Origin of the sequence: Tenacibaculum sp. 190524A05c (assembly GCF_964036595.1) — a bacterium.
Lineage (GTDB): Bacteria > Bacteroidota > Bacteroidia > Flavobacteriales > Flavobacteriaceae > Polaribacter > Polaribacter platacis.
In genome coordinates, this window is sequence record NZ_OZ038523.1 from 1,772,320 (window position 1) to 1,796,343 (window position 24,024).

The following is a 24,024-nucleotide window of genomic DNA, read 5'->3' on the forward strand; positions in this document are numbered from 1 at the left end:
TTAAGTTAATATTAGGTTTATTTGGTAAACCAATTTGGTTATCCAAACTGGTTTACCAATTTACAAAATTTTAAGATAAAAATTACAAAAGCTTTAAAAAATTGCATCAAGAAATAAAAACATGACAATTCAGTAGTAGATTAAAGAAAGAAAACATCAATAAATAGTTAAGAACAACTACTTCTTTGCTACTTTATTTTACCTGGTAAAAGCTATGAAGGAATTAAGGTATTTACCCTTACATATTCTTGTATGTGTAATAATAGGGATTTTTGCACAGCATTATTTTATCATTTGGAAGTTTGGATTTTATAAACTTTACTCTTTATTATCCATACTACTTATTTGTCTATTTATTTTTCACAGATTAAAAAGAAAATGGATTTTCATTTTGATCTCCAGTTTTACCTATACACTGGTTGGTATATCATCATTATATATTTCAAACAAAAACAACTATACTACCTCTTTTACTAATTATATAGAACCCAATTCAAAACTAATTTTAGAACTAAAAGAGGAATTAAAAGCTAATTCCTATAACTACCGTTTCATAGGTTCTGTTATATCTATTGATAATCAAAAAACACTAGGAAAAGTCCTCATAAATATCTCTAAAGATTCATCTCATCAAAATTTAGGTGTTGGTAATAGACTTTATACAATAAGTGAGCTTATTGAAATACAACCTCCTAAAAATCCGTATGATTTTAATTATAAGAGATACATGAGCCTGAAGGGAATAGAATATCAATTATTTCTTAATACTAAAACATATAGAGTAATTAAAACCGAAACTCACTCTTTGCTCGCTACAATAGCAAAACTCAAAAAAGACATTCAGCTTTCACTGCAACCTTATTTTTCGCATAATGTATTCGGTATTATTAACTCTCTTCTTTTAGGTGAACGAAAAGTTGTTTCCAAAAAATTATTAACCGACTACTCGCATGCCGGAGCCATTCATATTTTAGCGATTTCTGGTTTGCACGTGGGTATTCTTGTTCTATTACTAAACTACTTATCTTATCCATTACTCTTTATAAAGCATGGAAAATCATTACGATTTATTCTTCTAATCCTAACGCTATGGTTATTTGCTATTCTTACAGGATTATCAGCTTCTGTTGTGCGAGCAACCACAATGTTTTCTTTTATAGTTTTAGGTAAATATCTAAACCAAAAACAACCCATAGAAAATGCATTAATTTCCTCAATGCTCTTACTTTTACTTTGTAAGCCTACCTTTTTATTTGATGTGGGATTTCAATTAAGTTATATTGCTGTTTTGAGTATTGTAAAACTTCAACCTCTACTTTATACTATTTATACTCCAAAATATAGCATTGTCGATAAAATCTGGCAACTCACTACAGTTTCCATAACAGCTCAAATTGGAGTTCTTCCTCTAAGCTTATATTATTTTCACCAATTCCCTAGCTTATTCCTACTTTCTAATTTAATCATAGTTCCATGCTTAGGAATGATATTACTCTTTGGAATTCTTATCGTTATTCTTGCCTTGCTAAAATCTTTACCTCAATTCTTAATTTATTTCTACGAGAATATAATTCACCTTATGAATTCAGTAGTTAGTTGGATATCATCTCAAGAAAACTTTATCCTAAAAGAAATCAGCATTTCTTTTCCTGAAGTTATTTTGTATTATCTCATTATAATATTCCTCTTTCAATTTATTCGAAATAAATCAGTTAAAACTTTACTCTTCCCACTCTCTTTCATTATTTGTATTCAAACATTATACATAGTTGATAAAAACAGATACAACTCCAAAAGAGAGTTTATTATATTTCATAAGAATAACGAATCCATTATTGGTAACAGAACAAGGAATACTTTAGAAGTGTATCATACAAAAACTCATAGTGAAATTATGAAGGTCACAAGTTTAGTTAACTACACTTTAAATGAAAACATTGATTCTTCAAATGTCAACTCTTCGAAAAATATAATTGAAATAAAAGATAAGTTAGTTCTAGTAATTGATAGTTTAGGAATACATCCAAAAGCATTTCCCAAAAACTCAATTATCCTTCTTCAGTACTCTCCTAAACTTAATTTAAATCGATTGATTCAGACCTTACAGCCTCAAAAGATCATAGCAGATGGCTCAAACTATAAAAGTTATATTGAACAATGGAAACATACCTGTAAAAAACGAAAAACGCCATTTCACTCAACTAAGCAAAATGGCGCGTATATTATAAGGTATTAAAAATACTACAGAGCACTTTTAAAATTCTTCTCAAAATCTTTCCAAGGTGTATTCTTATAAGCTTCTCCGCTAAAATAAGCTAAGATCTTCTCGAATTTCTCCTTTGCTTGATACCCAGGAACAGATTGAATTAATTGCTCCTCTTGATTAAAGAAAGCAGTAGACGGATAACTCATTTTACCATTTAGAATAGCAGCAGCTAACTCGTGATACTTACTTCTTCCGTTTTGAACAAACTTAAACGTTCTTCCTTTAAAAGTAATATCTTTTTTCCCTTCACCGTCCATTTTTACAGCGTAATAATTATCGTTAATAAACTTAACTATTACCTCATTCTTATACGTCGTAGCATCCATACGTTTACACCATCCACACCAATCTGTATATAGATCAACCATAATAGGTTTAGGGTTCTTTTTATTTAATTCTAATGCCTCTTCAAATGACACCCAATTAACTTCCTGTGCATTTGCTGTAAACGCCGAAATAACAAAAACAGCTACTAAAAAAATATTTCTCATAATTTGTATGTCTCAATAAGTATTCCAAATTTACAAAAAAACCTGTCAAATTTGACTTTGACAGGTTGTAATATATTCTTAAAGTAAAAGTTACTACTTTACTCCGTGCATTAATTTCTTCATTAATGGACTCATTCCTGCGATAATTAATCCAGCAACAATTGGAATTGCCGTAAAAATTAAGAAGAATCCAGAAATCGAATATGCTTTTTCGATTTCTTCAATATAACTACCAACTGTTCCTGCTAATTTATTACCCATTGCAATAAATAAATAGTAAACTCCGAACATTAATCCAATCCATTTTGCTGGAACTAACTTACTGATATATGATAAACTCACTGGTGAAATACATAATTCTCCCATAGTATGGAACAAATAAGCTGCGATTAACCAGAACATGCTTACCTTAACTATTGGTTCACCAGCAACAATTCCTTGAGAACCCATTGCTAGGAATCCAAATCCTAAACCAAGTAAAAGTAATCCTAAACCATATTTCATAGTTCCTGAAAGATTATACTTGCTCTCCCACCATTTTGAAAAGAATGGTGCTAGTGTAATAATAAATAGCGAATTTAAAATTCCGAACCATGTTGCAGGTACTTCTACACTCTCTTTTGAAAAATCAACACTAACTTTCCACCCTACAATACCCCAGATGACAATAAAACTTATTGAAAGGATAATATTACCAATTGCAAATTTTGCAAACGTCTTTTTAAATAAAAGATATAATACATATGTAATAATTCCTAACGGTAAAATAGTAAGAAGTGCATCTACATATTTAAAAACAGTACCGTAAATTCCTGATAAGTTTCTTTGTGTATATTCTTCTGCAAAAATCGTCATGGAACCTCCAGCTTGCTCAAAAGCAGCCCAAAAGAATACCGTAAAAATACAGAATACACCAACAGCAATTAACCTATCAATTACCACTTTTTGAGAAACCTCTTCTTCTTGTGGTTTCTCCACAAAATCTTGATCACCATCTTTACCAATTGCCTCTAAATTTAACTCCTTAAGTTTACTTGGAGGTAATCCTATATCACCAAAAATATTTTGAGTAAAATAAAACTGTAACATTCCAATAAACATGAAAATTCCAGCTAAACCAAATCCCCAAGACCAAGAATAATTTTCTCCAATGTATCCACATAGCATAATTCCTAAGAATGCTCCTGCATTTACCCCCATATAGAAAATAGAATAGGCTCCATCCTTTTTCTCTTCATGGTTTTTATACATGTAAGAAATAATTGATGTCATGTTCGGCTTAAATAATCCGTTACCTAACATTAAACATCCAATCCCAATATAAAAAAATAAAGGTGTTTCTACAGCCATCGCAGCATGACCTAAAGTCATAATTAAAGCTCCAATAATAACGGCCCATCGGTAACCTAATAATTTATCAGCGATTAAACCACCAAATACAGGTGTTAAGTATACACCCATGGTGTACGTTCCATAAAGTGAAAGCGCATCTGCCTTTGCCCATCCGAATCCTCCGTCTGTTACAGAACTAATTAAAAATAAAACAAAAAGCGCACGCATTCCGTAATACGAAAAACGTTCCCACATTTCTGTAAAGAAAAGTACAAATAATCCTGCTGGATGCCCTAATACTGTATCTTTAAATAGATTATCGATATCTTTATTCATATATTATAGTTATTTGTTGATTATATGTTATTAGTAATTATTACTAAGCTTCTTCATTTTTTAAATCTCTTTCATTATCCTCTGCTCCATGAGTTAAAGCTTCTAATTTCTTTCTGAATAATAAAACCAATAAGCCAAAAACAACACAAAAGATTGCAATTCCGGTAAAAATTGTAAACTCTCCAAACTTCGATGCAGATTCACCTAACAATCCTGCTAGTTTATTTCCAAAACCAGTCATAGCAAAATAAACTCCCATCATTATAGAAGCATATTTTACAGGCGCTAGTTTTGTGATATATGATAATGCCACTGGAGAAATACATAACTCTCCTACAGTATGGAATAAGTAAGCTAATACTAACCAGAACATTGCTGATGATCCTGAACTATCATACTCACCTGCAGCTGCAGACATAAAGAAAAATCCAGATCCCATAATTACAAGACCGATTATCATTTTAAACAATGAAGTTGAGACTTGACCTTTTATTTTTCTATTGGCCCAATATGCTGCAACAGCAGTACCTAAGAAAATAATAAACATTGCATTTAAAGACTGGAACCAAGATGCTGGCACTTCCCATCCCATTAACATTCTATTTGTTTTCTCCTTCGCATAAATATTCATTAAACCTCCTGCTTGTTCAAAAGCTCCCCAGAATATAATTACTAATAAGAATGAAATTAATAAAACTACAATTCTATCTTTTTCAATTTTTGTCAATGGCTTCTTCATTAATTCTTTGTCTTCTTCATTCTCTGAAGTTCCTAAGAAATCACCAACTCCTTTTAAATGCTTTTGACCAGCAACATATTGAATTAACCCTAAAGCCATTCCAATACCAGCTAATCCAAATCCATAATGCCATCCGTATGTTTCACCAACATAACCAACAATTAATGCTGATAAAAAAGCTCCTACATTGATACCGATGTAGAAAATTGTAAACCCTTTATCACGTCGAATATCTCCTTGCTTATACAATCCTCCAACCATAGTTGAAATATTTGGTTTTAACATTCCAACTCCGGCAATAATTAAACCTAAACCTGAATAAAACGCCCACATTTGCTCAATTGCTAAAACACTATGACCCGCAACAAGAAGAATCCCTCCATATAATACAGACTTCTTCTGACCTAAAATTTTATCAGCAATCCAACCTCCAGGAATTGAAGCAACATAAACTAACATGGTATACCACCCATATAATGCTAATGCTTCTTGATTAGTCCATCCTAAACCTGCATTATCTCCAGTAGTTTTTGCTACTAAATACAATACTAATATTGCTCTCATTCCATAATACGAAAAACGCTCCCACATTTCCGTAAAAAACAAGACAAACAAACCGACTGGATGCCCTAAAATTTCCTTTTGTTTAGTTACTGAATCTCTCATTAATTGTAAGTTTTAGTTTTTACTAGTTTTTCAGATTGTTAAGTACAAAGTTGGTTAGCTTTGTAAATAAATGCAATCTTGTATTTTTTCCTTTATAAATTCCATGAGCTCTGTCTGGATAGATAAATAAGTCGAATTGTTTGTTATTCTCTACTAAAGCGTTTACCATTCTCATTGTATTTTGAACATGAACATTATCATCTCCAGAACCGTGAACTAATAAATACTTTCCTTTTAATTTATCTGCATGAGTAATTGGTGAATTTTCATCATATCCAGATGCATTTTCTTGAGGCGTCGTCATATAACGCTCAGTATACACAGTATCATAAAATCTCCAAGAAGTAACTGGAGCTACAGCAATTGCCATAGAGAAGACGTCGTTTCCTTTTAAGATACAATTCGTACTCATAAATCCTCCGTAAGACCATCCCCAAATTCCAATTTTATTAGCATCGATATATGGTTCAGTTGAGAAAAACTTAGCAGCTGCTATTTGATCTTCTACTTCATATTTACCTAATTCTTTCTGAGTAACCTTCTTAAAATCTCTTCCTTTTAATCCAGTTCCTCTTCCGTCAACACACGCAATAACTATACCTTTTTGTGCTAACATTTGATGCCAATAATCATTACTAGAGTTCCAACGGTTCGAAACTTGTTGAGATCCAGGACCAGAGTATTGGAACATTAATAATGGATATTTTTTATTTGGATCAAAATCTGCTGGTTTAATTACCCACATATTTAAATCATTTCCATTAATCTTATAGGTAAAGAATTCCTTCTTACTCATTTTATAAGATCTCATTTTTACCTGAAGCTCTAAATTATCCTTTAAGGTTTTAATCTTCTTTCCCTCTCCATCATATAATGTATATGTTGGAACTTGAGTTGCAGAAGAATGTGTATTGATAAAATACTTCATGTTTTTGCTGAATGAAGCATTGCTTTGTCCAGTTTTCGGAGTTAACAATTTCTTACCTGTACCATCAATTCCTACACTATAAACTCCTCTATTGATAGATCCGTTTTCTACTGACTGATAGAATACTTTCTTTGAAGTTGTATCAAATCCGTAATAGTTAGTTACTTCCCAGTTTCCTTTCGTAACTTGATTCTTTAAAGTACCCGTTTTATCATAGTGATAAATATGATTATATCCATCTTTCTCACTAGTCCAAATAAAACTATTATCATCTAAGAACGTTAAGTTATCTTGAACATCTACATATGCCGAATCTTTTTCATTTAATATAACTTTCGCTGCATTTGTTTTTGCATCGTAGAAATATAAGTTTAAATCATTCTGATGACGATTTAATGTAGTTACAGATAAAACTGTAGGTTCTTTCGTCCATTGAATTCTTGGAATGTATTCGTAGTCTGAAAGTTCAATTTTCTTTACACTCTTATCACTAACTGTAAATAGGTTTAAAGTTACCTTAGCATTCTTCTCTCCAGCTTTTGGATATTTAAATGTATTCATCGAAGGATATAATTCTCCTCCCGTTACATTCATAGAAAACTGAGCAACTTCACTTTCATCAAAACGTAAAAAAGCAACATAATTACTATCAGCACTCCAATCGAAGGCTTTTACAAAAGCGAATTCCTCTTCATAAACCCAATCTGTAGTACCATTAATAATGGAATTGAACTTTCCGTCATTGGTTACTTTAATCTCTCTATTCTCTTCTAAGTTTCTTACATAAAGATTGTTCTCTTTAGCATAAGCTACTTTTTTACTATCAGGTGAAAAAGTAGGTTCTTGAATTTCTTTTCCTAAAAGTGTTAATTCTTTTGTCTTCACATCATACACATAATATGTACCTTTTTGTGAATGACGATATACTTGTTTAAAATCAGTTCCTAATAACAATTTCGTTTCATCGTTATTAAAAGAATAAGAAGTAAAATAAGATAGATCATATAAATCTTTGCTATCTACTATTGTCTCAACTTTTTGTTGAGTCGCATAACTGAACTTTTCAACAGCTGTACTTCTAGTTTCTCTATTAAAATTTAAAACTGAATAAAAATCTCCATTCATGGAGTTTAATGCATTCATTCGATCGGCTCTAAAAGCACCAGACCAAATTTCTTCTAAAGTTATTTCCTTGTTTCCTTGTGAAGTAATTGTAATACTGTTTCCTATGAACAATACTACTAAGATTGCTAATAAGCGTGATTTTCCCATCAAAAAAAAGATTTATTTGATAATTTGATAAAACGACTGCCAAGTTTACGAAAAAATAATAAACTTTACAGCAATTTAACAGAAAACTACAATAACTAAACCTCTTTTAGTTGAAAGATTTATCTTTGTTGTTCTTTAAAACAAGATGAATGTCGAAGATAATTTCTGGTTTTTCAAAACTAAGTAAAGAAGAGAAAATTGATTGGTTAGCTGAGAACTATTTTAATAGCCAACCTGAAATCATTCAAACCATAAAACAATATTGGAATGTTGATGAAAAATTACAACAACTTCATGATGATTTCATAGAAAACACTATTTCAAACTTTTACATGCCTTACGGTATTGCTCCTAACTTTGTTATTAACGGAAGGGAATATGTTGTTCCTATGGTTGTTGAAGAAAGTTCTGTAGTAGCCGCAGCTTCTAAAGTTGCAAAATACTGGAGTACCAGAGGTGGTTTTAAAACTAGAGTAATATCGACTACAAAAATAGGACAAGTTCATTTTATTTATGCTGGAGATAAATCTGATTTAGAGAAATACTTTCAAGCTAATAAAACAGAATTATATGCCGCTACAGCTTCTATCACCAAAAATATGGAGAAACGTGGTGGTGGAATATTAGATATTGAATTGGTAGATAAAACTGATAAATTATCTGATTACTATCAGCTTCATGTAACTTTCGAAACGAAAGATAGCATGGGAGCTAATTTCATTAATTCTTGTTTAGAAGCAATTGCAAAAAGATTTCAAAATGAAGAAATCGAAGTGATTATGAGTATTCTTTCCAACTATGTTCCAGAATGCATAGTTCAGGCAGAAGTTAGTTGTCCTATAGAAGATTTGGGCGGAGAAAACCCTGAAAAGTTTGCTTATAAATTTGAACAAGCTGTTAAAATTGCTGAAATAGAACCTTATAGAGCAGTTACTCATAATAAAGGTATTATGAATGGAATTGACGCTGTTGTTTTGGCTACTGGAAATGATTTTAGAGCAATCGAATCTGGAGCTCATGCATATGCAGCTCGAAATGGAGAATACTCTAGTTTGACGCATTGTGAAGTGAAGGATGGTATTTTTAGGTTCTGGATTGAAATTCCATTAGCATTAGGAACAGTTGGTGGTTTAACTGCTTTACATCCGATGGCCAAGCTATCATTAGATATGATGCAAAAGCCTTCTGCGAGAACTTTAATGCAAATTATTGCTGCTGCTGGATTGGCACAAAACTTTGCGGCGTTAAGAGCTTTAACTACAAAAGGGATTCAGCACGGACATATGAAAATGCATTTGATGAATATCTTAAATCAACATAATGCTACTGCTACTGAGAAAGATCAGGTGGTTACTTATTTTGAAAACAGAACCGTTTCACATAGTGCTGTTGTTGAAAAACTAAATGCATTAAGAAAACCTAGTATACATTGGGTGGATTTTTCAAATGAAGATGAAGTGAGATCTCAACTACAAAAGTTAAATAGTGACTCTAAACCTTCATTCGGAAATATGAATGCACAACAAATGATAGAACATTTAAGTGCAGTAACTCAAATACCTAATGGAAATTGGAATGTAGATATTTTTGTGGAAGATGAAAAAGCTGCTCGAAGAAAGCCGTTTTTGAATACTGATAATGAAATTCAAGTTGGATTTAAAGCTTCATTCTTATCTGAAAATCCTGTTCCTTTAAAATTCAATTCCATTGATGAAGCAATTGATGATTTAATCTCTCAAGTAAACCTATTTTTTGAGGTTTTTGAAAAGGATAAATCTAGAAAAGTAACACATCCTTTCTTTGGAGAATTAGATTTTGAATACTGGAAGAAGTTTCAAGTAAAGCATTTTACGCATCACTTTAAACAATTTAACTTAATTTAAACCTGCTCTCTTTTTTTCCTTTTATCACAGATTATCTTCAACGTTTGAAGTTTACGTTATAAAAAACCTCTGATGATTATTCAGAGGTTATAATATAATTCAAAGAAAATATAAAAATTACTTTCTAAATTTTCATTGATCTATTGGTGTTCGCAAGCATCCGGTTGGACGCAACAAATATTTTCTGGTTCTTTTGCACAGTCTAAATTTAAATCAGACTGTGGTGTTCCTCCTCCTATAATTATAAAACCTCCACTAATTTTCTTTTGCTGGTTTTTAGACATTTCTGTTACGTTTTCTAAATTCAAAATGTTTGTTAACATAATTCTTTGTTTTTAATTAATAAATATGAATTTGAACACATTATTTACTAGTATTCATACTTATGTTCCTTTACATCCAAAAATGTTAATACCTAAAAAGTATAAGTTGAGTCCAAGAATAATTCAGCCACTCTTTTAAACCTTTCAACTTTATTTACTAATGATTAGTAGAGTATTGACTTAAGTTATCAATAAGAAATAAATCATTAGACGAAATAACTATTTTAATTTTTTAATTTTGCCAACCTAAGCCAGCAGATAATTCATTTTGAAAAAACATTATAGCAACGGAAAATTATTACTTACAGGAGAATATGTTGTTTTAGATGGAGCAACTTCATTAGCGGTTCCCACAAAATATGGACAAGATTTAGTTATAGAATCTATTAAAGAACCTATTTTAGTTTGGGGAAGTTTTACCAACGAAGGTGTTTGTTGGTTTGAAGCTCAGTTTAGCTTACCAAAATTAAGATTAACCTCAGCTACATTCAATTCCGACAAAGAAGGAAGTTCTGAAACTGTAGCCGAAACACTACAAAACATACTTCAAGAAGCAAGAAAATTAAATCCTGATTTCTTACAAACAGAAAAAGGTTTTATTGTAAAAACTAACTTAACCTTTCCACAGAATTGGGGATTAGGAAGTTCATCAACATTAATAAACAACATTGCTTCTTGGGCAAACGTAAATGCTTTTGACTTACTATGGAATGCATTTTCTGGAAGTGGATATGATATTGCCTGTGCTCAAAACGACTCAGCTATTTTTTATGAATTACAGAATAAAAAACCAAGTATTACTGAAGTCAACTTCTCTCCTACTTTTACAGATGATTTGTTTTTTGTGTATTTGAATCAGAAACAAAATAGTAGAGAAGGAATTAAAAGATACCGAGAGAAAAAACAACATATTGATAAAGAAATTCAATTGATTTCTGAAATCTCTAAGAATATGAGTACTGTGAATAATTTATCAGATTTTGAACAGCTCATCTTGGAACATGAAAATATAATTTCTTCAATTGTTGAATTACCAAAAGTAAGAGACAGATTATTTTCTGATTATTCTGGAGAGATTAAAAGTTTAGGTGCTTGGGGTGGCGATTTTGTGCTTGCTACAGGAAATAATGAATCGGTAGATTATTTTAATACAAAAGGATATTCAACTGTAATTCCTTACAAAGAGATGGTTTTATGAGCAAAGTGATTATTATTGGTGGTGGTGCAGCTGGATTTTTCACTGCTATAAATGCAAAAGAGTTAAATCCGAATTTGGATATTACCATTCTTGAAAAAGGAAAAGATGTATTACAAAAAGTAAAAATATCTGGTGGTGGAAGATGTAATGTAACTCATGCTTGTTTTGAACCTAAAGAACTCACGAAGTTTTATCCTAGAGGACAAAAAGAATTATTAGGTCCATTTCACCAGTTTATGACAAGTGATACTTTTGAATGGTTCGAAAACAAAGGTGTTCCTTTAAAAATTGAAGGAGATAATAGAGTTTTCCCTGAAGCAAATACTTCACAAGCTATTATTGATTGTTTTCAAAAAGAGATTAATAGACTAAACATTAAAGTTCTTACTAGTAAAGGTGTTACAACTTTTTATCAGGAAGAAGATAAATGGGTAATAAAAACTAAAGAAGAAGAATTCATCGCCGATAAATTAGTAATCGCCGCAGGTAGTAGTAAAAAGATCTGGGACATTTCAAAAGAATTAAATCACTCAATTATCCCTACTGTTCCTTCACTGTTTACCTTTAATATAAAAGATGATCGTATTACAGATTTAGGTGGAGTTTCTGTGCCAAATGCAACGGTAAAAATAAACGGAACGAAACTAGAAAATTACGGTCCACTTTTGATTACGCACTGGGGAATGAGTGGCCCTGCCGTTCTTAAACTTTCTGCATTTGGAGCGAGAATCTTAGCTGATAAAAATTACAAATACACCGTAACTGTAAATTGGCTTTCGAAATCTGAAGACGAAATTTTAGAAGAACTTACTGAACTTAAAAAAGTAAATGCTCGAAAACAAATAGGTTTAAAATCTCCTTTTCAGGAAATACCAAGACGTTTATGGGAAAGATTAATTGTAGCTAGTAAAATTAGACTACAACAAAACTGGGCAGATCTAAATAAAAATCAAATCACTGCACTTGCGCAACAAATTACAAAGGCAACTTTTAATGCAGATGGAAAATCTACTTTTAAAGAAGAATTTGTAACCGCTGGTGGAATTGATTTGAAGGAAATAAACTTTAAACGTTTTGAAAGTAAACTCCACAAGAACTTATTCTTTGTAGGAGAAATTTTAAATATTGATGCAGTAACCGGAGGATTCAACTTTCAAAACGCATGGACTGGTGGCTGGATTTGTGCCAATGCACTAGCCGAAGATTAAAGAACTATATCATAATGGCATTACAAACATTTAAATTACTCTTCTCTTTTATCACTGTATTTTTATTTACTAACTTTTGTTCGGCACAAAAAAAGAAACAACACACAACTGAAGTCAGTACAATTCAACAGAAACAGGAAATGACCTTTAGTGATTTTCTAACACGATTATACGAAACAATTCCTCATATAGGTGAATACACGAACTCATCAGAAGAATATTTTAGACAATTATTATTCCAAGTTGAATTACATAGTAATCATAAAGTTACAGGAGCTTTACTTATAAAAATATTTAAGAATTCATTCTTTTCAGAATCAGTTCCGTTTAATGAGAAATGGAACGATTTAAAAGAACCCAATTTTCCTGACTCTCAAAAAATGTCGAACCACATTCAATTAGAGCATTTAAAAAATACAATAAGGTTTTTTATTGCTGACCTAAGAAGAATGGGACACAAAACTTTAAAAAACCCTTACCGAGGATATGGTGTAACATCTCCTTCTGGAGCAACTTGGTACAGTTTTAATATAGGAAGCATTGTAAGTCAGTTCATAAGTTTCATAAACGATTCCTCAGCAAATACCGCTAACACTGAAGAAAGTAAGGTTGTCGTCTTTTATTGGACTGATATTTCAGAAATCTTATTAATAGGTAAAGGCTATGAATAAACACATCTAAGCAAATGTTATAATACTATTCTTCTTCGTCAGATTCATAACAATTAAATACCATTGTATAACCGTATTCTTTTGCCTCGTCGTAAAATTCACGGTTTTCTTTGTCTAATTCTTTTTCATCTTCAATTTCAAAGAACTCATCATCAACATTATTAACTTTCCATCCTTCTTCTTCTGTATAATACGTAGCTAATTGAATCGCTCCTTCAGCGTCTAGATAATCAATATAAACACTTACAAAAGCACCAACTACTTTTTCATAATACTCTGAACCTTTTTTAGGTTCTGCTTGTAAATTAATTAAAAACATGTTTGTTTGGTTTTAAAATTAGTAACTCATTATTGTTCCATAGTACAATAATTGAAAGGTCTTGACATCTAACAACAAATAGTTCATCGACATCATAATACCGTAGTTTGATTTATCGTAAAATAGTTGTTCAAAATATGAGATTTGATTACCATCATGATCATAATACTCGCCATTTGTTTTAAAATGATCTTGAGAAAAATTCTCTAATTGTGATAATCGATGCACATTTACTTGAACAGAAATATTGTACAAACTATCAATTTTAATTTTTAAGCGCTTTCCTTTTTTCGTTAAGCTTCCGTTATGTTTAAATAAAATTTTCTTGTAGAAATCCTCATCAAGTAAATCGTATAAAACTCTTTCAGAATTTACTTCTTTCTGTGTTTTAATAATGAACTTAGATAAGTTATTCGCTAGTCGATTTAATTCTCCTAATCGAACTCTTGTTTTTTGAAACATCAACGGTTTTTCATCTGCTTGTTTTTCGAAGAAAGCTGTTCTACCTTCAATAACATCCTCAGAAACTTGAATTGACCTTACTAATGATTTATGTGCACCGTAAGTAGAAAAATCATGCTGAGCATAATTAGTTAGGCAACTAAAGATAAGAAACAATGTTAATTTATAGAACATACACTACGATATAAAGTACAAAATACAATAATTTAATTTTAAAACTAATCTTCTACAAAGATGTAGAACATACATTAACTATCTTCCTAACGTAGAATTTTGAAAAAAATTTAATTAACCTTACTTTTAATACATGATTAAAAGTGATAATTTTTTAGACTACTGGTTAAATGGAGGCTTTGTTATTCTTAGTAGATATTTACTAACTGCAAGTATTGCTTTTTTATTGTTTTACATTCTTTTTAAAAAACAATTTTGGTTTCGAAAAATACAGAAGAAACTTCCTAAACTTAAAGATTACCAAAGAGATATAGGATATTCATTGATTTCTATTTCAATCTTTGCTACAGTATCTTTAATTATCTTTTTTTACTTAATATCTTATACTAACATTTATTTTGATTTCAACAAATACAGTATTGGTTACTACGTGTTCAGCTGGATTTGGATGTTATTTATACACGATACTTATTTTTATTGGATGCACCGAATGATGCATCACCCAAAACTGTATAGAAAAGTGCATTTAATTCATCATAAATCAACAAACCCATCACCTTGGACAGCGTATGCTTTTCATCCACTAGAAGGATTTCTTGAAGCTTTAATTGCTCCTATTATAGCCTTCTCCTTACCAGTGCATATTTCAGCTTTTGGATTCTTCTTTCTATTTCAAATCATTTATAATGTCTACGGACATTTAGGATTTGAACTGTACCCAAAAGGATTTCACAAAACTATTGTAGGTAAATGGATAAACACATCGGTATCCCATAATTTACATCATAAGAGATTCAATGGAAATTACGGATTATACTTTCTTTTTTGGGATAGAATAATGGGAACAATCAGAGAAGATTACGATACTACCTTTGAAAAAACTACGGCTTCAGAAAATTAATTTAGTCAGCCAACTCACCACGATGTGGTTTTAAAGCATCTCTAAAAATTTTCATATTAGATTCATCTACAGTAATGAAAGCAATGGTATACATTTCATTTAATTGATTATGATCAACCTCATGATAACTTAAATTCTCTAGTTGAGAAAATTCTTTTAAGTGAATGCAATGGTGTTTTGCAGTTTCTAGTGCATCAGGACCTTTAAAGTCCCAGATTAATTTAATCCTTCTTTCCATAACACAAAAATACCCAATTCATTTTTGAATTGAGTATTTTTCTAACATCTACTTAAAGGTATAACGATACGCATTTAAGACTCGTTTCATTTTCTTTACCATAGAACCTTTCCCACAATTAAAGGTTAACGCTATTGATAACTTTTCCTCAGGAAAATAGGCAGCCATAGATCTAAAACCATCAATTCTGCCGGTATGCCCATATATATCTGATCCTTTCATAGTACTAACAGCTATTCCCATTCCTAAATCGTCTCCAACTGGAGTTGTCATTGTTTTTAATGTTTGGTCTGAAAGAAATTCTCCACTAAACAAATCATTGTAGAATATATTAACCTCTCTTGCGGTAGAAATAATTCCTCCCGCTCCCATAGTTCCAGTTAAATTCGTTTGATAGGTTATTGGAGACCAATCTCCGTTTTCAGGAAAATAATCCATCGCTTCATTATTAGCAAGATTTAGTGTATCATTAAATGAAGTTCTTTTTAAATTAAGCCTTTTGAAAATTCGGCGTTCTAAAATTTCTTCAAAGGATTTGTCTTCAATTTTCTCTGCTATGTAGGACAATAAAACATAATTGGTATTTGAATACTCAGTCATTTTGTTCGGTTTAAAAACTGGCTTAAATTTCTTTATCCTAGCAATCATTTCTTTTCTACTTCTAGGCTCAGCAATCCAAACTTCAAATGAAGGATCATTTGTTACATTATGTAAACCAGATCTATGAAGCAACAAATCTTTAATTGTTATTTCCTTTGCATTTACAATTCCAGGGAAAAACTCACCTAACTTTCTATTGAATGATATTTTTCCTTCATCTATTAATTGAAGAATAATTGTAGCTGTATACGTTTTTGAGATCGAACCAATCCAATATCGAGTATTCTCGTTTGCCCTTTCCTTACTTTCCATTTTCTTATAACCGAAAGAGGAATTATAAATCTCTGCTCCTTGTTTAAAGATGGAGATTGTTCCCATGGCTTCCTTATTGGTTTCCATTTCTAACAGAAGTTCATCTAATGTTTGCTTTTTTGAGCAACTTGCAAAAAAACTAAATAAAACAAATAGAAATAGAAACCTTAGAATTCTACTAAGGTTCATATGTAATTATTTATTTCTATTCTTTATAGCTAAAGCTATCAAAATAAATCTCCCCACTAAAAACACAAACATTCCAAATGTTGGGGACAGTAATCCAATTTTCAGTCCACCAGCCAAAACAGAAGTACTAACGCTAGTAGCTATAGCTATCATATCGAATGCCTCAATTAATCCAATCATCATTCCGAAAAACCCCCATACTAAGGCAAATAAACTTAAATGGCTTAAAATTTCACTAAGTTTACCTTTCTCATCTTTCCCCATAAACATAAGCACCCCAATTCCAATACAAACAAAAAACAAAATCAAAATAGGATACATAAAAACTGGACCACCCTCTTGCATTCTTTTTGAAACTTCACCGATAATTAAAAAATTCATAGTTATAATTTTTAAAGTTAATATGACCCAAAAGTATCCTAAGAGCGAACTCTATTTTACTTAATTCGATGCTCTACAAATCTATCATTAATTTCTACCGATTTTTAACTGTTTTTTGACAAACTGTCGAAAACCATTCTATTTTTGCATTCTATCGCAACAATTTTATTTTTAATTTTAAAAAGATGATATTGCAGAGATGAATAAAACTCAAAGGTTTTTAGTAAAACTTGTTTTTAAAATTATAGCTCACTCATCATTTTGGATTGGAGTATATTTTTTCTTTACTTTTTATTTAGGATATGGTAGTAGTAATACCGATTACATAAATCATTTTGCGAAATTTCTTTTACCCGTAACAATAGGATTAGGCTACTTTTTTTTATACTTTTTATTACCTAAATATCTTTATTCAAAAAAATACTTACTTTTTTTACTTTATTCGACATATACATTTATCATTTCATTCTTCTTTATCATTTTATCCATTTTATATGGAATGGTATTTTCACATCAATTTACAAACGATGAGCCATCACCTCTTACTAAAACTGTACCATATATAGTATTTGGTATTTATTTTATCATTGTAATAATAATAGCAATTGGACTCATAATTAATAATTATAAATCCACACTAAAAAGTGAAGATTTAAAGAATAAATTTTTAGCAACCCAACTACAACTTAAAGAACAGGAGTTAAAGTATTTAAAAATGCAAATACACCCTCATTTCTTGTTTAATACGCTAAACACGCTTTATGGATTTGCTTTAAAAAAATCAGATAAAACTCCAGAAGTTATATTGAAATTATCAGGTTTACTCGACTATATTTTATACCAAGTAAATAAACCAAATGTACTTTTAGAAGATGAAATACAACACATTAAAAATTATATTTCCTTAGAGAAAATTCGGTTTCAAGATAACTTGATGATTGATTTCAATTACGACAATAATCGCAAAGATATTTTGATTCCTCCAATGCTACTCTTACCTTTTGTGGAAAATGCCTTTAAACATGGAATTCAAATAAACGGTATTCTATCCATACAATTAAATATTGTTTTAGATACTGAAAACTTAATTTTTGAGTGTCAAAATTCAATGAAATCAAATCAAGTAAAAAATGGTGGGATTGGACTAACCAACATAAAAGAAAGATTACAAATGCTTTTTAATAACAACTATAAACTTTTAATTTCTGAAGATCAAAATCAGTTTAAAGTCTATCTAAAAATTCCTATTAAAAATGAGTAATAAATTTAAATGTGTTGTAGTAGACGATGAACCAATTGCTAGAGAAATTATTGAAAGTTTTATTCATAAAACACCTAATTTGGAATTAATAGGTAGTTTTCAAAATGCCGTTGAAACCCTTAATTTTTCAGACAAAGACAATGTTGATGTTTACTTTTTAGATATAAATATGCCCGAAATCAACGGATTGAGTTTAGCTAAAATCATCAATAAAAAAGCACATATCATTTTTACCACTGCTTACCGAGATTACGCAATTGACGGTTTTGATTTGAATGTCATCGATTATTTACTGAAACCAATTGCTTTTGACCGGTTTTTACAAGCCATAGAAAAAATCCCGTCACCGAATAAAATCAAAACTGCTGTATCGAACTCTGACTTACATAATGATTTTATATTCGTTCGTTCTGAAAGGAAAATGATTAAAGTTTTTTATCACGATATAACATACGTAGAAAGCTTAAGTGATTATTTAAAAATCCATTTATCCGATCAAGTTTTAATTACAAGAGAAACAATTACCAATATTTCAAATAAATTACCTGAGAAATTATTTCTAAGAATTCATAGATCATATATCATTTCAATTCAAAAAATTCACTCTTACACTAATGAATTTATTGAAGTTTCTAACAAAGCATTGCCTATTAGCAGAAGCTTCAAAGAAAGTGTACTTCAAAAATTAGCTGAAATGTAAGCTAAGCTATATCTTTACAAAAAATTTGAAATTTTGAATACTACGGACTTTACTTTTAAAGGAAACACAAAAAACATAGAAAAAGCAACTTACACTTGGCAAACTCCAAGTAATATCGCATTAGTAAAATACTGGGGAAAAAGTGAACCTCAATTACCTAAGAATGCTTCTATTAGTTTTACTTTAAATAATTGTCATACTACTACAAAAATCGAGTTTACTAAAATCAAAAAAAGTAACAATCCTCAATTCGAACTGTATTTTGAAGGTAAAAAGAAGGATGATTTTAAACCTAAAATTTCTAAATTTTTTGATCGAATTAAAGAATATTGTTCTTACATATTCGAATATAAAATGGTTATAAGCTCAGAGAATTCTTTTCCACACAGTAGTGGAATTGCATCTTCTGCTAGTGGAATGAGCGCTATTGCAATGTGCTTACTAAACTTAGAAAAAGAACTTAACCCAGATATGTCCGATGATTATTTCAATCAAAAAGCGTCATTCTTGGCTAGGCTTGGTTCTGGAAGCGCAAGCAGAAGTATTGAAGGTCCTCTTGTAGTTTGGGGAGAACACCCAGAAATCGAAGGTAGCTCTGATTTATTCGGAGTAAGATTCCCTTATCATGTGCATAAAGTTTTTCAAAATTATCAAGACACTATTTTGTTAGTAGATAAAGGAGAGAAACAAGTTTCGAGTACAGTTGGACACAATTTAATGCATAATCATCCGTATGCAGAAAATCGTTTTAAACAAGCAAACGACAACCTAAGTAAGCTTTCCAAAATTTTACAAGCTGGAGACATTAAGGAGTTTATAAATTTAGTTGAAAGTGAAGCATTAACTCTACATGCGATGATGCTTACAAGTAATCCTTATTTCATTTTAATGAAACCCAACACTTTAAACATTATTAATGAAATATGGAAATATCGCGAGGAAACAAACAGCAATGTATGTTTTACTCTTGATGCTGGAGCTAATGTACACATGTTATATCCTGAAAACGAGAAAGATAAAATTAAAAACCTAATAGACAGCAAGTTAAAAGGTTTTTGCCAAAAAAATCATTATATTTGTGATAGTACCGGTTTAGGTGCAAAAAATATATAATCTTTATAACTCCCCTTACATATGAAAAAAGTTACTCAATTTTTAACCTTTTTCTTCATAGGGTTTATTGTTTTATCTAGTTATGGCCAAAAAACAGTTTGGTTTGATGAAAATTGGCAAGAAACTTCTGAAGATAAAAGTGTTTACTACAGACCACAGCCAAAAAAAGTAAAAAGCGGATATTGGATTGTTGACTACTATAAAAATGGTCAAATTCAAATGGAAGGTTTCAGTTCGGTAAACGAACCTAACAAAGAACAATTCGACGGACTAGTTACCTACTATCATCAAAATGGCAAGCCTTTTCATAAAGCCAATTATAAAAACGGAAAACTTCAAGGTGTTCGAAAAGTGTTTTATGAGTCTGGTGAGCTAAAAGAACAAGGTCGTTACAAGAATGGAAAACGACAAGGAATTTGGAAAACTTTCTACAAAAACGGAAAAATCAAAATAAAAGGAAAATACAAAGACAACGAAAAGGTTGGTGTTTGGAAAACCTTTTATAAAAATGAATATTAAGTATATATAAAAATATACTTATCTTTGTATGTAAAACTTAGAAATAGATGAAAGGACCTCTTTTTTATGCCAAAATCTTACTTTTTGGTGAATACGGAATCATAAAAGATTCTAAAGGTTTAGCAATTCCTTTTAATTCATATAAAGGAGCTTTAAAAATGGCTCAGAATTTAACTGGAGAAGCAAAAAAATCTAATCAAAATCTGAATTCATTTTATGAATACTTGAAAGGACTAGATATTAATTTAGTTTCTTTTAATTTAGATAACTTGAAAGAAGACATTTCTTCAGGAATGTATTTTGATTCATCTATTCCTCAAGGATACGGAATTGGTAGTTCTGGTGCTTTAGTCGCTTCTATTTACGACAAATATGCAAACGATAAAATCACAGTTTTAGAGAATTTAACTAGAGATAAACTGATCAAATTGAAAGAAATTTTTTCAATGATGGAATCTTTTTTCCACGGAAAAAGTTCAGGATTAGATCCTTTAAATTCTTATCTAAGTTTACCTATCCTTATCAATTCAAAAGAAAACATCGAAGCAACTGGAATTCCTTCTCAAAAAGAAGGTAAAGGAGCTGTTTTCTTATTAGACTCTGAACAAGTTGGAGAAACTGAACCAATGGTTAACATTTTCATGAATAAAATGAAAAATGAAGGTTTCCGTAAAATGCTTAACGAAGAGTTTGTCACTTACACAGATGCTTGTATTGAAGATTTCCTTAAAGGAAATGTTTCTTCACTTTTCGGAAATGTAAAGAAACTATCTAAAGTTGTTTTAGCTAATTTCAAACCTATGATTCCGAATGCTTTTCACAAAGTTTGGGAAAAAGGAATCCAAACTAACGACTACTATTTAAAACTTTGCGGTTCTGGTGGTGGTGGATATATTTTAGGATTCACTGAAGATTTTGAAAAAGCCAAGCAAAGTTTAAAAAACTACAAATTAGAAATTGTATATAGATTTTAATCTATGCCTACATCCTCAAACAGTAATAGATTAGGACTAAAATTCTTAAGTCTTTTTTCTGTTGTACGAGGTTACAACATATTGGTTTTAATTGCCGCTCAATACCTAGCTGCAATATTTATATTCTCCGAACACAAAACGGTATTTCCTGTTTTGTTAGATTGGCATTTACTGTATTTAGTATTAGCCACTGTATCTGTGGTTGCCGCTGGATATATCATCAACAACTTTTATGATGTTAAAGCAGACAGAATCAATCGTCCATTAAAATCTGGACTTGACGCACAAATCAAACAGGAAACAAAACTATCTCTTTACTTTTTATTGAATTTCATCGGTTTTGCCTTTGGATGGTTAGTTTCATGGAGAGCTGCTTTGTTCTTTGCCATGTACATATTCGGTATATGGTTTTATTCACATAAATTAAAGAAGTATCCACTTGTTGGATTAATATCCGCAACGGTCCTTACCATTCTACCTTTCTTTGTGGTATTTGTTCACTTTAAAAATTTCTCTAACGTAATTTTTATACATGCTATTTTCCTATTCCTTGTAATTATGGTAAGAGAATTAATAAAGGATTTAGAAAATATAAAAGGTGCATTAGTCAATAACTATAAAACGTTTCCTGTTTCCTACGGAGAACAAAAAACTAAACAGTTTATTGCTTTTCTAATTTCTTTAGCCTTTGCTCCTACTATTCTTTTATTTAGTTATCCAGGAATCTCATATATGAAATATTACTTCTATTTCGCCTGTGCGATTCTAGTATTTATTGCATTTTATATTTTTAAAGCTAGTAATAAGAAGCAATATCAACTACTACATAACATATTAAAAATCTTATTATTAGTTGGAGTTTTTAGTTTATTATTAATTGACAAATCATTACTTTTAGATAAAGTAATTGACAAACTGAGTTGATCAATAATTTTAGTGAATTTTTCACAACTTTGGTAACTGAAAACCAAATATTTGAATTACATTTGCGCCCTCAAAAATTTCATTATAATGAATAAAAATAACTCGTCGAGAGGACGACAAGCTGGAAGAAACAGCAATCCTCGCAATAAAAAACAGTTCAATACAAGAAATAAGAAATCTTCAAACACTTCAAATAAAAGTAGCGAAGACAAAGGAATTCGTTTAAACAAGTACATTTCAAATTCAGGAATTTGCTCAAGAAGAGAAGCTGATACGTATATCGAACACGGAAGTATTACGGTAAATGGTCAATTAATGACTGAAATGGGTTATAAAGTACAACCTGGTGATGAAGTTCGTTTTGATGGAACCTTAATCTCTATGGAACAGAAAAGATATATTCTTTTGAATAAACCAAAGAACTATATCACTACTATGGAAGATGATCGAGGAAGAAAGACTGTAATGGAACTAGTGGGTAATGCGACAAAGGAACGTATATATCCTGTAGGTAGATTAGATAGGAACACAACTGGTTTGTTATTATTTACAAACGATGGTGAATTAGCTAAAAAACTTACGCATCCAAAACATAATGTGAGAAAATTATATCACGCATCATTAGATAAAAAACTTGCCTTATCAGACCTAGAAAAACTAAGAGGTGATGTTGTAATTGAAGGGAAAAGGGTTTTTATCGATGCCGTTTCTTATGTTGAAGGTGAAAAGAAAACAGAAGTAGGAATTGAAATTCACTCTGGAAGAAATAGAATTGTAAGAAAGATTTTTGACCATGTTGGTTACCACGTTACAAAACTTGATAGAGTAATTTTTGCCGGTTTAACAAAAAAGAATTTACCTAGAGGAAGATATAGAGAGTTAACACAACAAGAAATTAATAATCTAAAAATGCTTTAAAATTGGTTATAGAAAACTTAAAATCTAAAATTGACAGCATAGTTGCTTCACAAAGCACTAAAGAAGAAAAATTACAAGAAATCTGTGATTACCTTAAAGGTGAGATTTCTTATTACGATTGGGTAGGTTTTTATTTCAGAAACGGAGATAAAGAAGAACTAAAATTAGCTCAATACGCAGGTGAAGAAACAGAACATACAATTATACCTTTCGGAAAAGGAATTTGTGGTCAAGTTGCCGTAAGTAATGAAAATTTTGTAGTACAAGATGTATCAGAACAAGACAATTACATTTCTTGCGGATGGAAAGTGAAATCAGAAATCGTAATTCCTATTTTCATTGATGGAGAAAACATTGGACAAATCGATATTGATTCACATACAATAAACCCTTTTTCAAAAGAAGACGAAGAACTTTTAGAATACATATGTAAAGAAATCACCGTTTTTTTGTAAAAAAAAATGTAAATGCTTGGAAATTAAGTTTTTTTCCATATTTTCGTAAAAGTTATTAACAATTTTACTAATCATTAATTCCCCTAAAGATGAGTAAACACATCCCTAATTATGAAAGTCTGGGTACGAAAACGCAGGCGGACAAATTGACTTTACTGGAAAAATTAGCTCTTTGGGTTCGTGATTTCCTTGAAAATGCAGAATAGAAAGTCAATAAAAAAACAACTAATCGGAAAAACTTAAAGTTATCAACAAGTTTTTCCGATTTTTT

24 protein-coding genes are annotated in these 24,024 nt (G+C 30.6%); 14 read left to right on the plus strand and 10 right to left on the minus strand.

Going from position 1 to position 24,024, the window contains the following annotated elements:
- Nucleotides 1-214: 214 nt before the first annotated feature.
- Nucleotides 215-2,236: a ComEC/Rec2 family competence protein gene (locus ABNT61_RS07635; RefSeq protein WP_348745466.1), complete on the plus strand. Its 2,022-nt coding sequence runs from the start codon at nucleotides 215-217 to the stop codon at nucleotides 2,234-2,236.
- Between the two features lie 5 nt (nucleotides 2,237-2,241).
- Here the strand turns inward: ABNT61_RS07635 and ABNT61_RS07640 are convergent, their stop codons facing one another.
- From ABNT61_RS07640 to ABNT61_RS07655, 4 genes are all read right to left on the minus strand, one after another.
- Complete coding sequence (locus ABNT61_RS07640; protein ID WP_348723483.1) at nucleotides 2,242-2,757, minus strand: thioredoxin family protein; 516 nt, start codon at nucleotides 2,755-2,757, stop codon at nucleotides 2,242-2,244.
- A gap of 93 nt (nucleotides 2,758-2,850) precedes the next feature.
- Nucleotides 2,851-4,425, minus strand: a complete 1,575-nt coding sequence (locus ABNT61_RS07645) for a peptide MFS transporter (RefSeq protein WP_348745467.1) — start codon at nucleotides 4,423-4,425, stop codon at nucleotides 2,851-2,853.
- Between the two features lie 43 nt (nucleotides 4,426-4,468).
- Nucleotides 4,469-5,830, minus strand: coding sequence for a peptide MFS transporter (locus ABNT61_RS07650; protein WP_348742526.1), 1,362 nt, complete (start codon nucleotides 5,828-5,830; stop codon nucleotides 4,469-4,471).
- A gap of 22 nt (nucleotides 5,831-5,852) precedes the next feature.
- Nucleotides 5,853-8,030, minus strand: coding sequence for a S9 family peptidase (locus tag ABNT61_RS07655; protein WP_348745468.1), 2,178 nt, complete (start codon nucleotides 8,028-8,030; stop codon nucleotides 5,853-5,855).
- Nucleotides 8,031-8,179: 149 nt separating this feature from the next.
- Between ABNT61_RS07655 and ABNT61_RS07660 the strand changes: the two genes are divergently transcribed.
- Nucleotides 8,180-9,913, plus strand: a complete 1,734-nt coding sequence (locus ABNT61_RS07660; RefSeq protein WP_348745469.1) for a hydroxymethylglutaryl-CoA reductase, degradative — start codon at nucleotides 8,180-8,182, stop codon at nucleotides 9,911-9,913.
- Nucleotides 9,914-10,053: 140 nt separating this feature from the next.
- On the opposite strand, the gene ABNT61_RS07665 is transcribed toward ABNT61_RS07660, so the two are convergent.
- Nucleotides 10,054-10,236 carry a hypothetical protein gene (locus ABNT61_RS07665; RefSeq protein WP_348745470.1) on the minus strand — a complete coding sequence of 61 codons (183 nt, stop codon included), beginning with the start codon at nucleotides 10,234-10,236 and terminating at the stop codon, nucleotides 10,054-10,056.
- A gap of 268 nt (nucleotides 10,237-10,504) precedes the next feature.
- On the opposite strand from ABNT61_RS07665, the gene ABNT61_RS07670 reads away from it, so the two are divergent.
- Genes ABNT61_RS07670 through ABNT61_RS07680 form a run of 3 tightly spaced genes read left to right on the plus strand, consistent with a single transcriptional unit; the run spans nucleotide 10,505 to nucleotide 13,313 of the window.
- Nucleotides 10,505-11,434, plus strand: coding sequence for a GYDIA family GHMP kinase (locus tag ABNT61_RS07670; RefSeq protein WP_348745471.1), 930 nt, complete (start codon nucleotides 10,505-10,507; stop codon nucleotides 11,432-11,434).
- On the plus strand, nucleotides 11,431-12,642 hold the full coding sequence (locus ABNT61_RS07675; RefSeq protein ID WP_348745472.1) for an NAD(P)/FAD-dependent oxidoreductase: 1,212 nt from the start codon (nucleotides 11,431-11,433) through the stop codon (nucleotides 12,640-12,642). The genes ABNT61_RS07670 and ABNT61_RS07675 overlap by 4 nt, the downstream gene beginning before the upstream one ends.
- A 14-nt stretch (nucleotides 12,643-12,656) precedes the next feature.
- Nucleotides 12,657-13,313 (plus strand): hypothetical protein, encoded by a 657-nt coding sequence (locus ABNT61_RS07680; RefSeq protein ID WP_348745473.1) that lies wholly within the window; start codon nucleotides 12,657-12,659, stop codon nucleotides 13,311-13,313.
- 25 nt (nucleotides 13,314-13,338) lie between these two features.
- Here the strand turns inward: ABNT61_RS07680 and ABNT61_RS07685 are convergent, their stop codons facing one another.
- Both ABNT61_RS07685 and ABNT61_RS07690 read right to left on the minus strand, forming a co-directional pair.
- Nucleotides 13,339-13,632: a hypothetical protein gene (locus ABNT61_RS07685; protein ID WP_348745474.1), complete on the minus strand. Its 294-nt coding sequence runs from the start codon at nucleotides 13,630-13,632 to the stop codon at nucleotides 13,339-13,341.
- Nucleotides 13,633-13,650: 18 nt separating this feature from the next.
- Nucleotides 13,651-14,268 carry a hypothetical protein gene (locus ABNT61_RS07690; protein ID WP_348745475.1) on the minus strand — a complete coding sequence of 206 codons (618 nt, stop codon included), beginning with the start codon at nucleotides 14,266-14,268 and terminating at the stop codon, nucleotides 13,651-13,653.
- 133 nt (nucleotides 14,269-14,401) lie between these two features.
- Here ABNT61_RS07690 and ABNT61_RS07695 point away from each other — a divergent pair, with 133 nt between their 5' ends.
- Nucleotides 14,402-15,169: a sterol desaturase family protein gene (locus ABNT61_RS07695; RefSeq protein WP_348745476.1), complete on the plus strand. Its 768-nt coding sequence runs from the start codon at nucleotides 14,402-14,404 to the stop codon at nucleotides 15,167-15,169.
- Nucleotide 15,170: 1 nt separating this feature from the next.
- On the opposite strand, the gene ABNT61_RS07700 is transcribed toward ABNT61_RS07695, so the two are convergent.
- The 3 genes from ABNT61_RS07700 to ABNT61_RS07710 all read right to left on the minus strand — a co-directional run bounded on the left by ABNT61_RS07700 (nucleotide 15,171) and on the right by ABNT61_RS07710 (nucleotide 16,889).
- Nucleotides 15,171-15,407 carry a hypothetical protein gene (locus ABNT61_RS07700; RefSeq protein ID WP_348745477.1) on the minus strand — a complete coding sequence of 79 codons (237 nt, stop codon included), beginning with the start codon at nucleotides 15,405-15,407 and terminating at the stop codon, nucleotides 15,171-15,173.
- Nucleotides 15,408-15,455: 48 nt separating this feature from the next.
- Nucleotides 15,456-16,406 carry a serine hydrolase domain-containing protein gene (locus ABNT61_RS07705; protein WP_348745478.1) on the minus strand — a complete coding sequence of 317 codons (951 nt, stop codon included), beginning with the start codon at nucleotides 16,404-16,406 and terminating at the stop codon, nucleotides 15,456-15,458.
- A 108-nt stretch (nucleotides 16,407-16,514) separates the two neighbouring features.
- On the minus strand, nucleotides 16,515-16,889 hold the full coding sequence (locus tag ABNT61_RS07710) for a MotA/TolQ/ExbB proton channel family protein (protein WP_348745479.1): 375 nt from the start codon (nucleotides 16,887-16,889) through the stop codon (nucleotides 16,515-16,517).
- A 199-nt stretch (nucleotides 16,890-17,088) separates the two neighbouring features.
- Here ABNT61_RS07710 and ABNT61_RS07715 point away from each other — a divergent pair, with 199 nt between their 5' ends.
- The 8 genes from ABNT61_RS07715 to ABNT61_RS07750 all read left to right on the plus strand — a co-directional run bounded on the left by ABNT61_RS07715 (nucleotide 17,089) and on the right by ABNT61_RS07750 (nucleotide 23,753).
- Nucleotides 17,089-18,150 (plus strand): sensor histidine kinase, encoded by a 1,062-nt coding sequence (locus ABNT61_RS07715; protein WP_348745480.1) that lies wholly within the window; start codon nucleotides 17,089-17,091, stop codon nucleotides 18,148-18,150.
- Nucleotides 18,143-18,850 carry a LytTR family DNA-binding domain-containing protein gene (locus tag ABNT61_RS07720; protein ID WP_348745481.1) on the plus strand — a complete coding sequence of 236 codons (708 nt, stop codon included), beginning with the start codon at nucleotides 18,143-18,145 and terminating at the stop codon, nucleotides 18,848-18,850. Before ABNT61_RS07715 ends, ABNT61_RS07720 begins: the two co-directional genes overlap by 8 nt.
- Nucleotides 18,851-18,883: 33 nt before the next feature.
- A complete protein-coding gene (locus tag ABNT61_RS07725) occupies nucleotides 18,884-19,963 on the plus strand; it encodes a diphosphomevalonate decarboxylase (protein WP_348745482.1) in 1,080 nt (359 codons plus the stop codon).
- A 21-nt stretch (nucleotides 19,964-19,984) separates the two neighbouring features.
- Nucleotides 19,985-20,482, plus strand: a complete 498-nt coding sequence (locus ABNT61_RS07730; RefSeq protein WP_348712438.1) for a hypothetical protein — start codon at nucleotides 19,985-19,987, stop codon at nucleotides 20,480-20,482.
- Nucleotides 20,483-20,529: 47 nt separating this feature from the next.
- On the plus strand, nucleotides 20,530-21,456 hold the full coding sequence (locus ABNT61_RS07735) for a mevalonate kinase (RefSeq protein ID WP_348712439.1): 927 nt from the start codon (nucleotides 20,530-20,532) through the stop codon (nucleotides 21,454-21,456).
- A gap of 3 nt (nucleotides 21,457-21,459) precedes the next feature.
- Complete coding sequence (locus ABNT61_RS07740) at nucleotides 21,460-22,380, plus strand: geranylgeranylglycerol-phosphate geranylgeranyltransferase (protein ID WP_348723508.1); 921 nt, start codon at nucleotides 21,460-21,462, stop codon at nucleotides 22,378-22,380.
- Nucleotides 22,381-22,467: 87 nt separating this feature from the next.
- Complete coding sequence (locus ABNT61_RS07745) at nucleotides 22,468-23,298, plus strand: pseudouridine synthase (protein ID WP_348745483.1); 831 nt, start codon at nucleotides 22,468-22,470, stop codon at nucleotides 23,296-23,298.
- Between the two features lie 2 nt (nucleotides 23,299-23,300).
- Nucleotides 23,301-23,753, plus strand: coding sequence for a GAF domain-containing protein (locus ABNT61_RS07750; RefSeq protein ID WP_348723512.1), 453 nt, complete (start codon nucleotides 23,301-23,303; stop codon nucleotides 23,751-23,753).
- Nucleotides 23,754-24,024 lie beyond the last annotated feature (271 nt).

What these genes read in the sequence shown, in the direction of transcription:
- ABNT61_RS07635 (WP_348745466.1), top strand. Translation starts at nt 215, where the DNA reads ATGAAGGAATTAAGGTATTTACCCTTACATATTCTTGTATGTGTAATA.
- ABNT61_RS07640 (WP_348723483.1), bottom strand. Translation starts at nt 2,757, where the DNA reads ATGAGAAATATTTTTTTAGTAGCTGTTTTTGTTATTTCGGCGTTTACA.
- ABNT61_RS07645 (WP_348745467.1), bottom strand. Translation starts at nt 4,425, where the DNA reads ATGAATAAAGATATCGATAATCTATTTAAAGATACAGTATTAGGGCAT.
- ABNT61_RS07650 (WP_348742526.1), bottom strand. Translation starts at nt 5,830, where the DNA reads ATGAGAGATTCAGTAACTAAACAAAAGGAAATTTTAGGGCATCCAGTC.
- ABNT61_RS07655 (WP_348745468.1), bottom strand. Translation starts at nt 8,030, where the DNA reads ATGGGAAAATCACGCTTATTAGCAATCTTAGTAGTATTGTTCATAGGA.
- ABNT61_RS07660 (WP_348745469.1), top strand. Translation starts at nt 8,180, where the DNA reads ATGTCGAAGATAATTTCTGGTTTTTCAAAACTAAGTAAAGAAGAGAAA.
- ABNT61_RS07665 (WP_348745470.1), bottom strand. Translation starts at nt 10,236, where the DNA reads ATGTTAACAAACATTTTGAATTTAGAAAACGTAACAGAAATGTCTAAA.
- ABNT61_RS07675 (WP_348745472.1), top strand. Translation starts at nt 11,431, where the DNA reads ATGAGCAAAGTGATTATTATTGGTGGTGGTGCAGCTGGATTTTTCACT.
- ABNT61_RS07680 (WP_348745473.1), top strand. Translation starts at nt 12,657, where the DNA reads ATGGCATTACAAACATTTAAATTACTCTTCTCTTTTATCACTGTATTT.
- ABNT61_RS07685 (WP_348745474.1), bottom strand. Translation starts at nt 13,632, where the DNA reads ATGTTTTTAATTAATTTACAAGCAGAACCTAAAAAAGGTTCAGAGTAT.
- ABNT61_RS07690 (WP_348745475.1), bottom strand. Translation starts at nt 14,268, where the DNA reads ATGTTCTATAAATTAACATTGTTTCTTATCTTTAGTTGCCTAACTAAT.
- ABNT61_RS07695 (WP_348745476.1), top strand. Translation starts at nt 14,402, where the DNA reads ATGATTAAAAGTGATAATTTTTTAGACTACTGGTTAAATGGAGGCTTT.
- ABNT61_RS07700 (WP_348745477.1), bottom strand. Translation starts at nt 15,407, where the DNA reads ATGGAAAGAAGGATTAAATTAATCTGGGACTTTAAAGGTCCTGATGCA.
- ABNT61_RS07705 (WP_348745478.1), bottom strand. Translation starts at nt 16,406, where the DNA reads ATGGAAACCAATAAGGAAGCCATGGGAACAATCTCCATCTTTAAACAA.
- ABNT61_RS07710 (WP_348745479.1), bottom strand. Translation starts at nt 16,889, where the DNA reads ATGAATTTTTTAATTATCGGTGAAGTTTCAAAAAGAATGCAAGAGGGT.
- ABNT61_RS07715 (WP_348745480.1), top strand. Translation starts at nt 17,089, where the DNA reads ATGAATAAAACTCAAAGGTTTTTAGTAAAACTTGTTTTTAAAATTATA.
- ABNT61_RS07720 (WP_348745481.1), top strand. Translation starts at nt 18,143, where the DNA reads ATGAGTAATAAATTTAAATGTGTTGTAGTAGACGATGAACCAATTGCT.
- ABNT61_RS07730 (WP_348712438.1), top strand. Translation starts at nt 19,985, where the DNA reads ATGAAAAAAGTTACTCAATTTTTAACCTTTTTCTTCATAGGGTTTATT.
- ABNT61_RS07735 (WP_348712439.1), top strand. Translation starts at nt 20,530, where the DNA reads ATGAAAGGACCTCTTTTTTATGCCAAAATCTTACTTTTTGGTGAATAC.
- ABNT61_RS07740 (WP_348723508.1), top strand. Translation starts at nt 21,460, where the DNA reads ATGCCTACATCCTCAAACAGTAATAGATTAGGACTAAAATTCTTAAGT.
- ABNT61_RS07745 (WP_348745483.1), top strand. Translation starts at nt 22,468, where the DNA reads ATGAATAAAAATAACTCGTCGAGAGGACGACAAGCTGGAAGAAACAGC.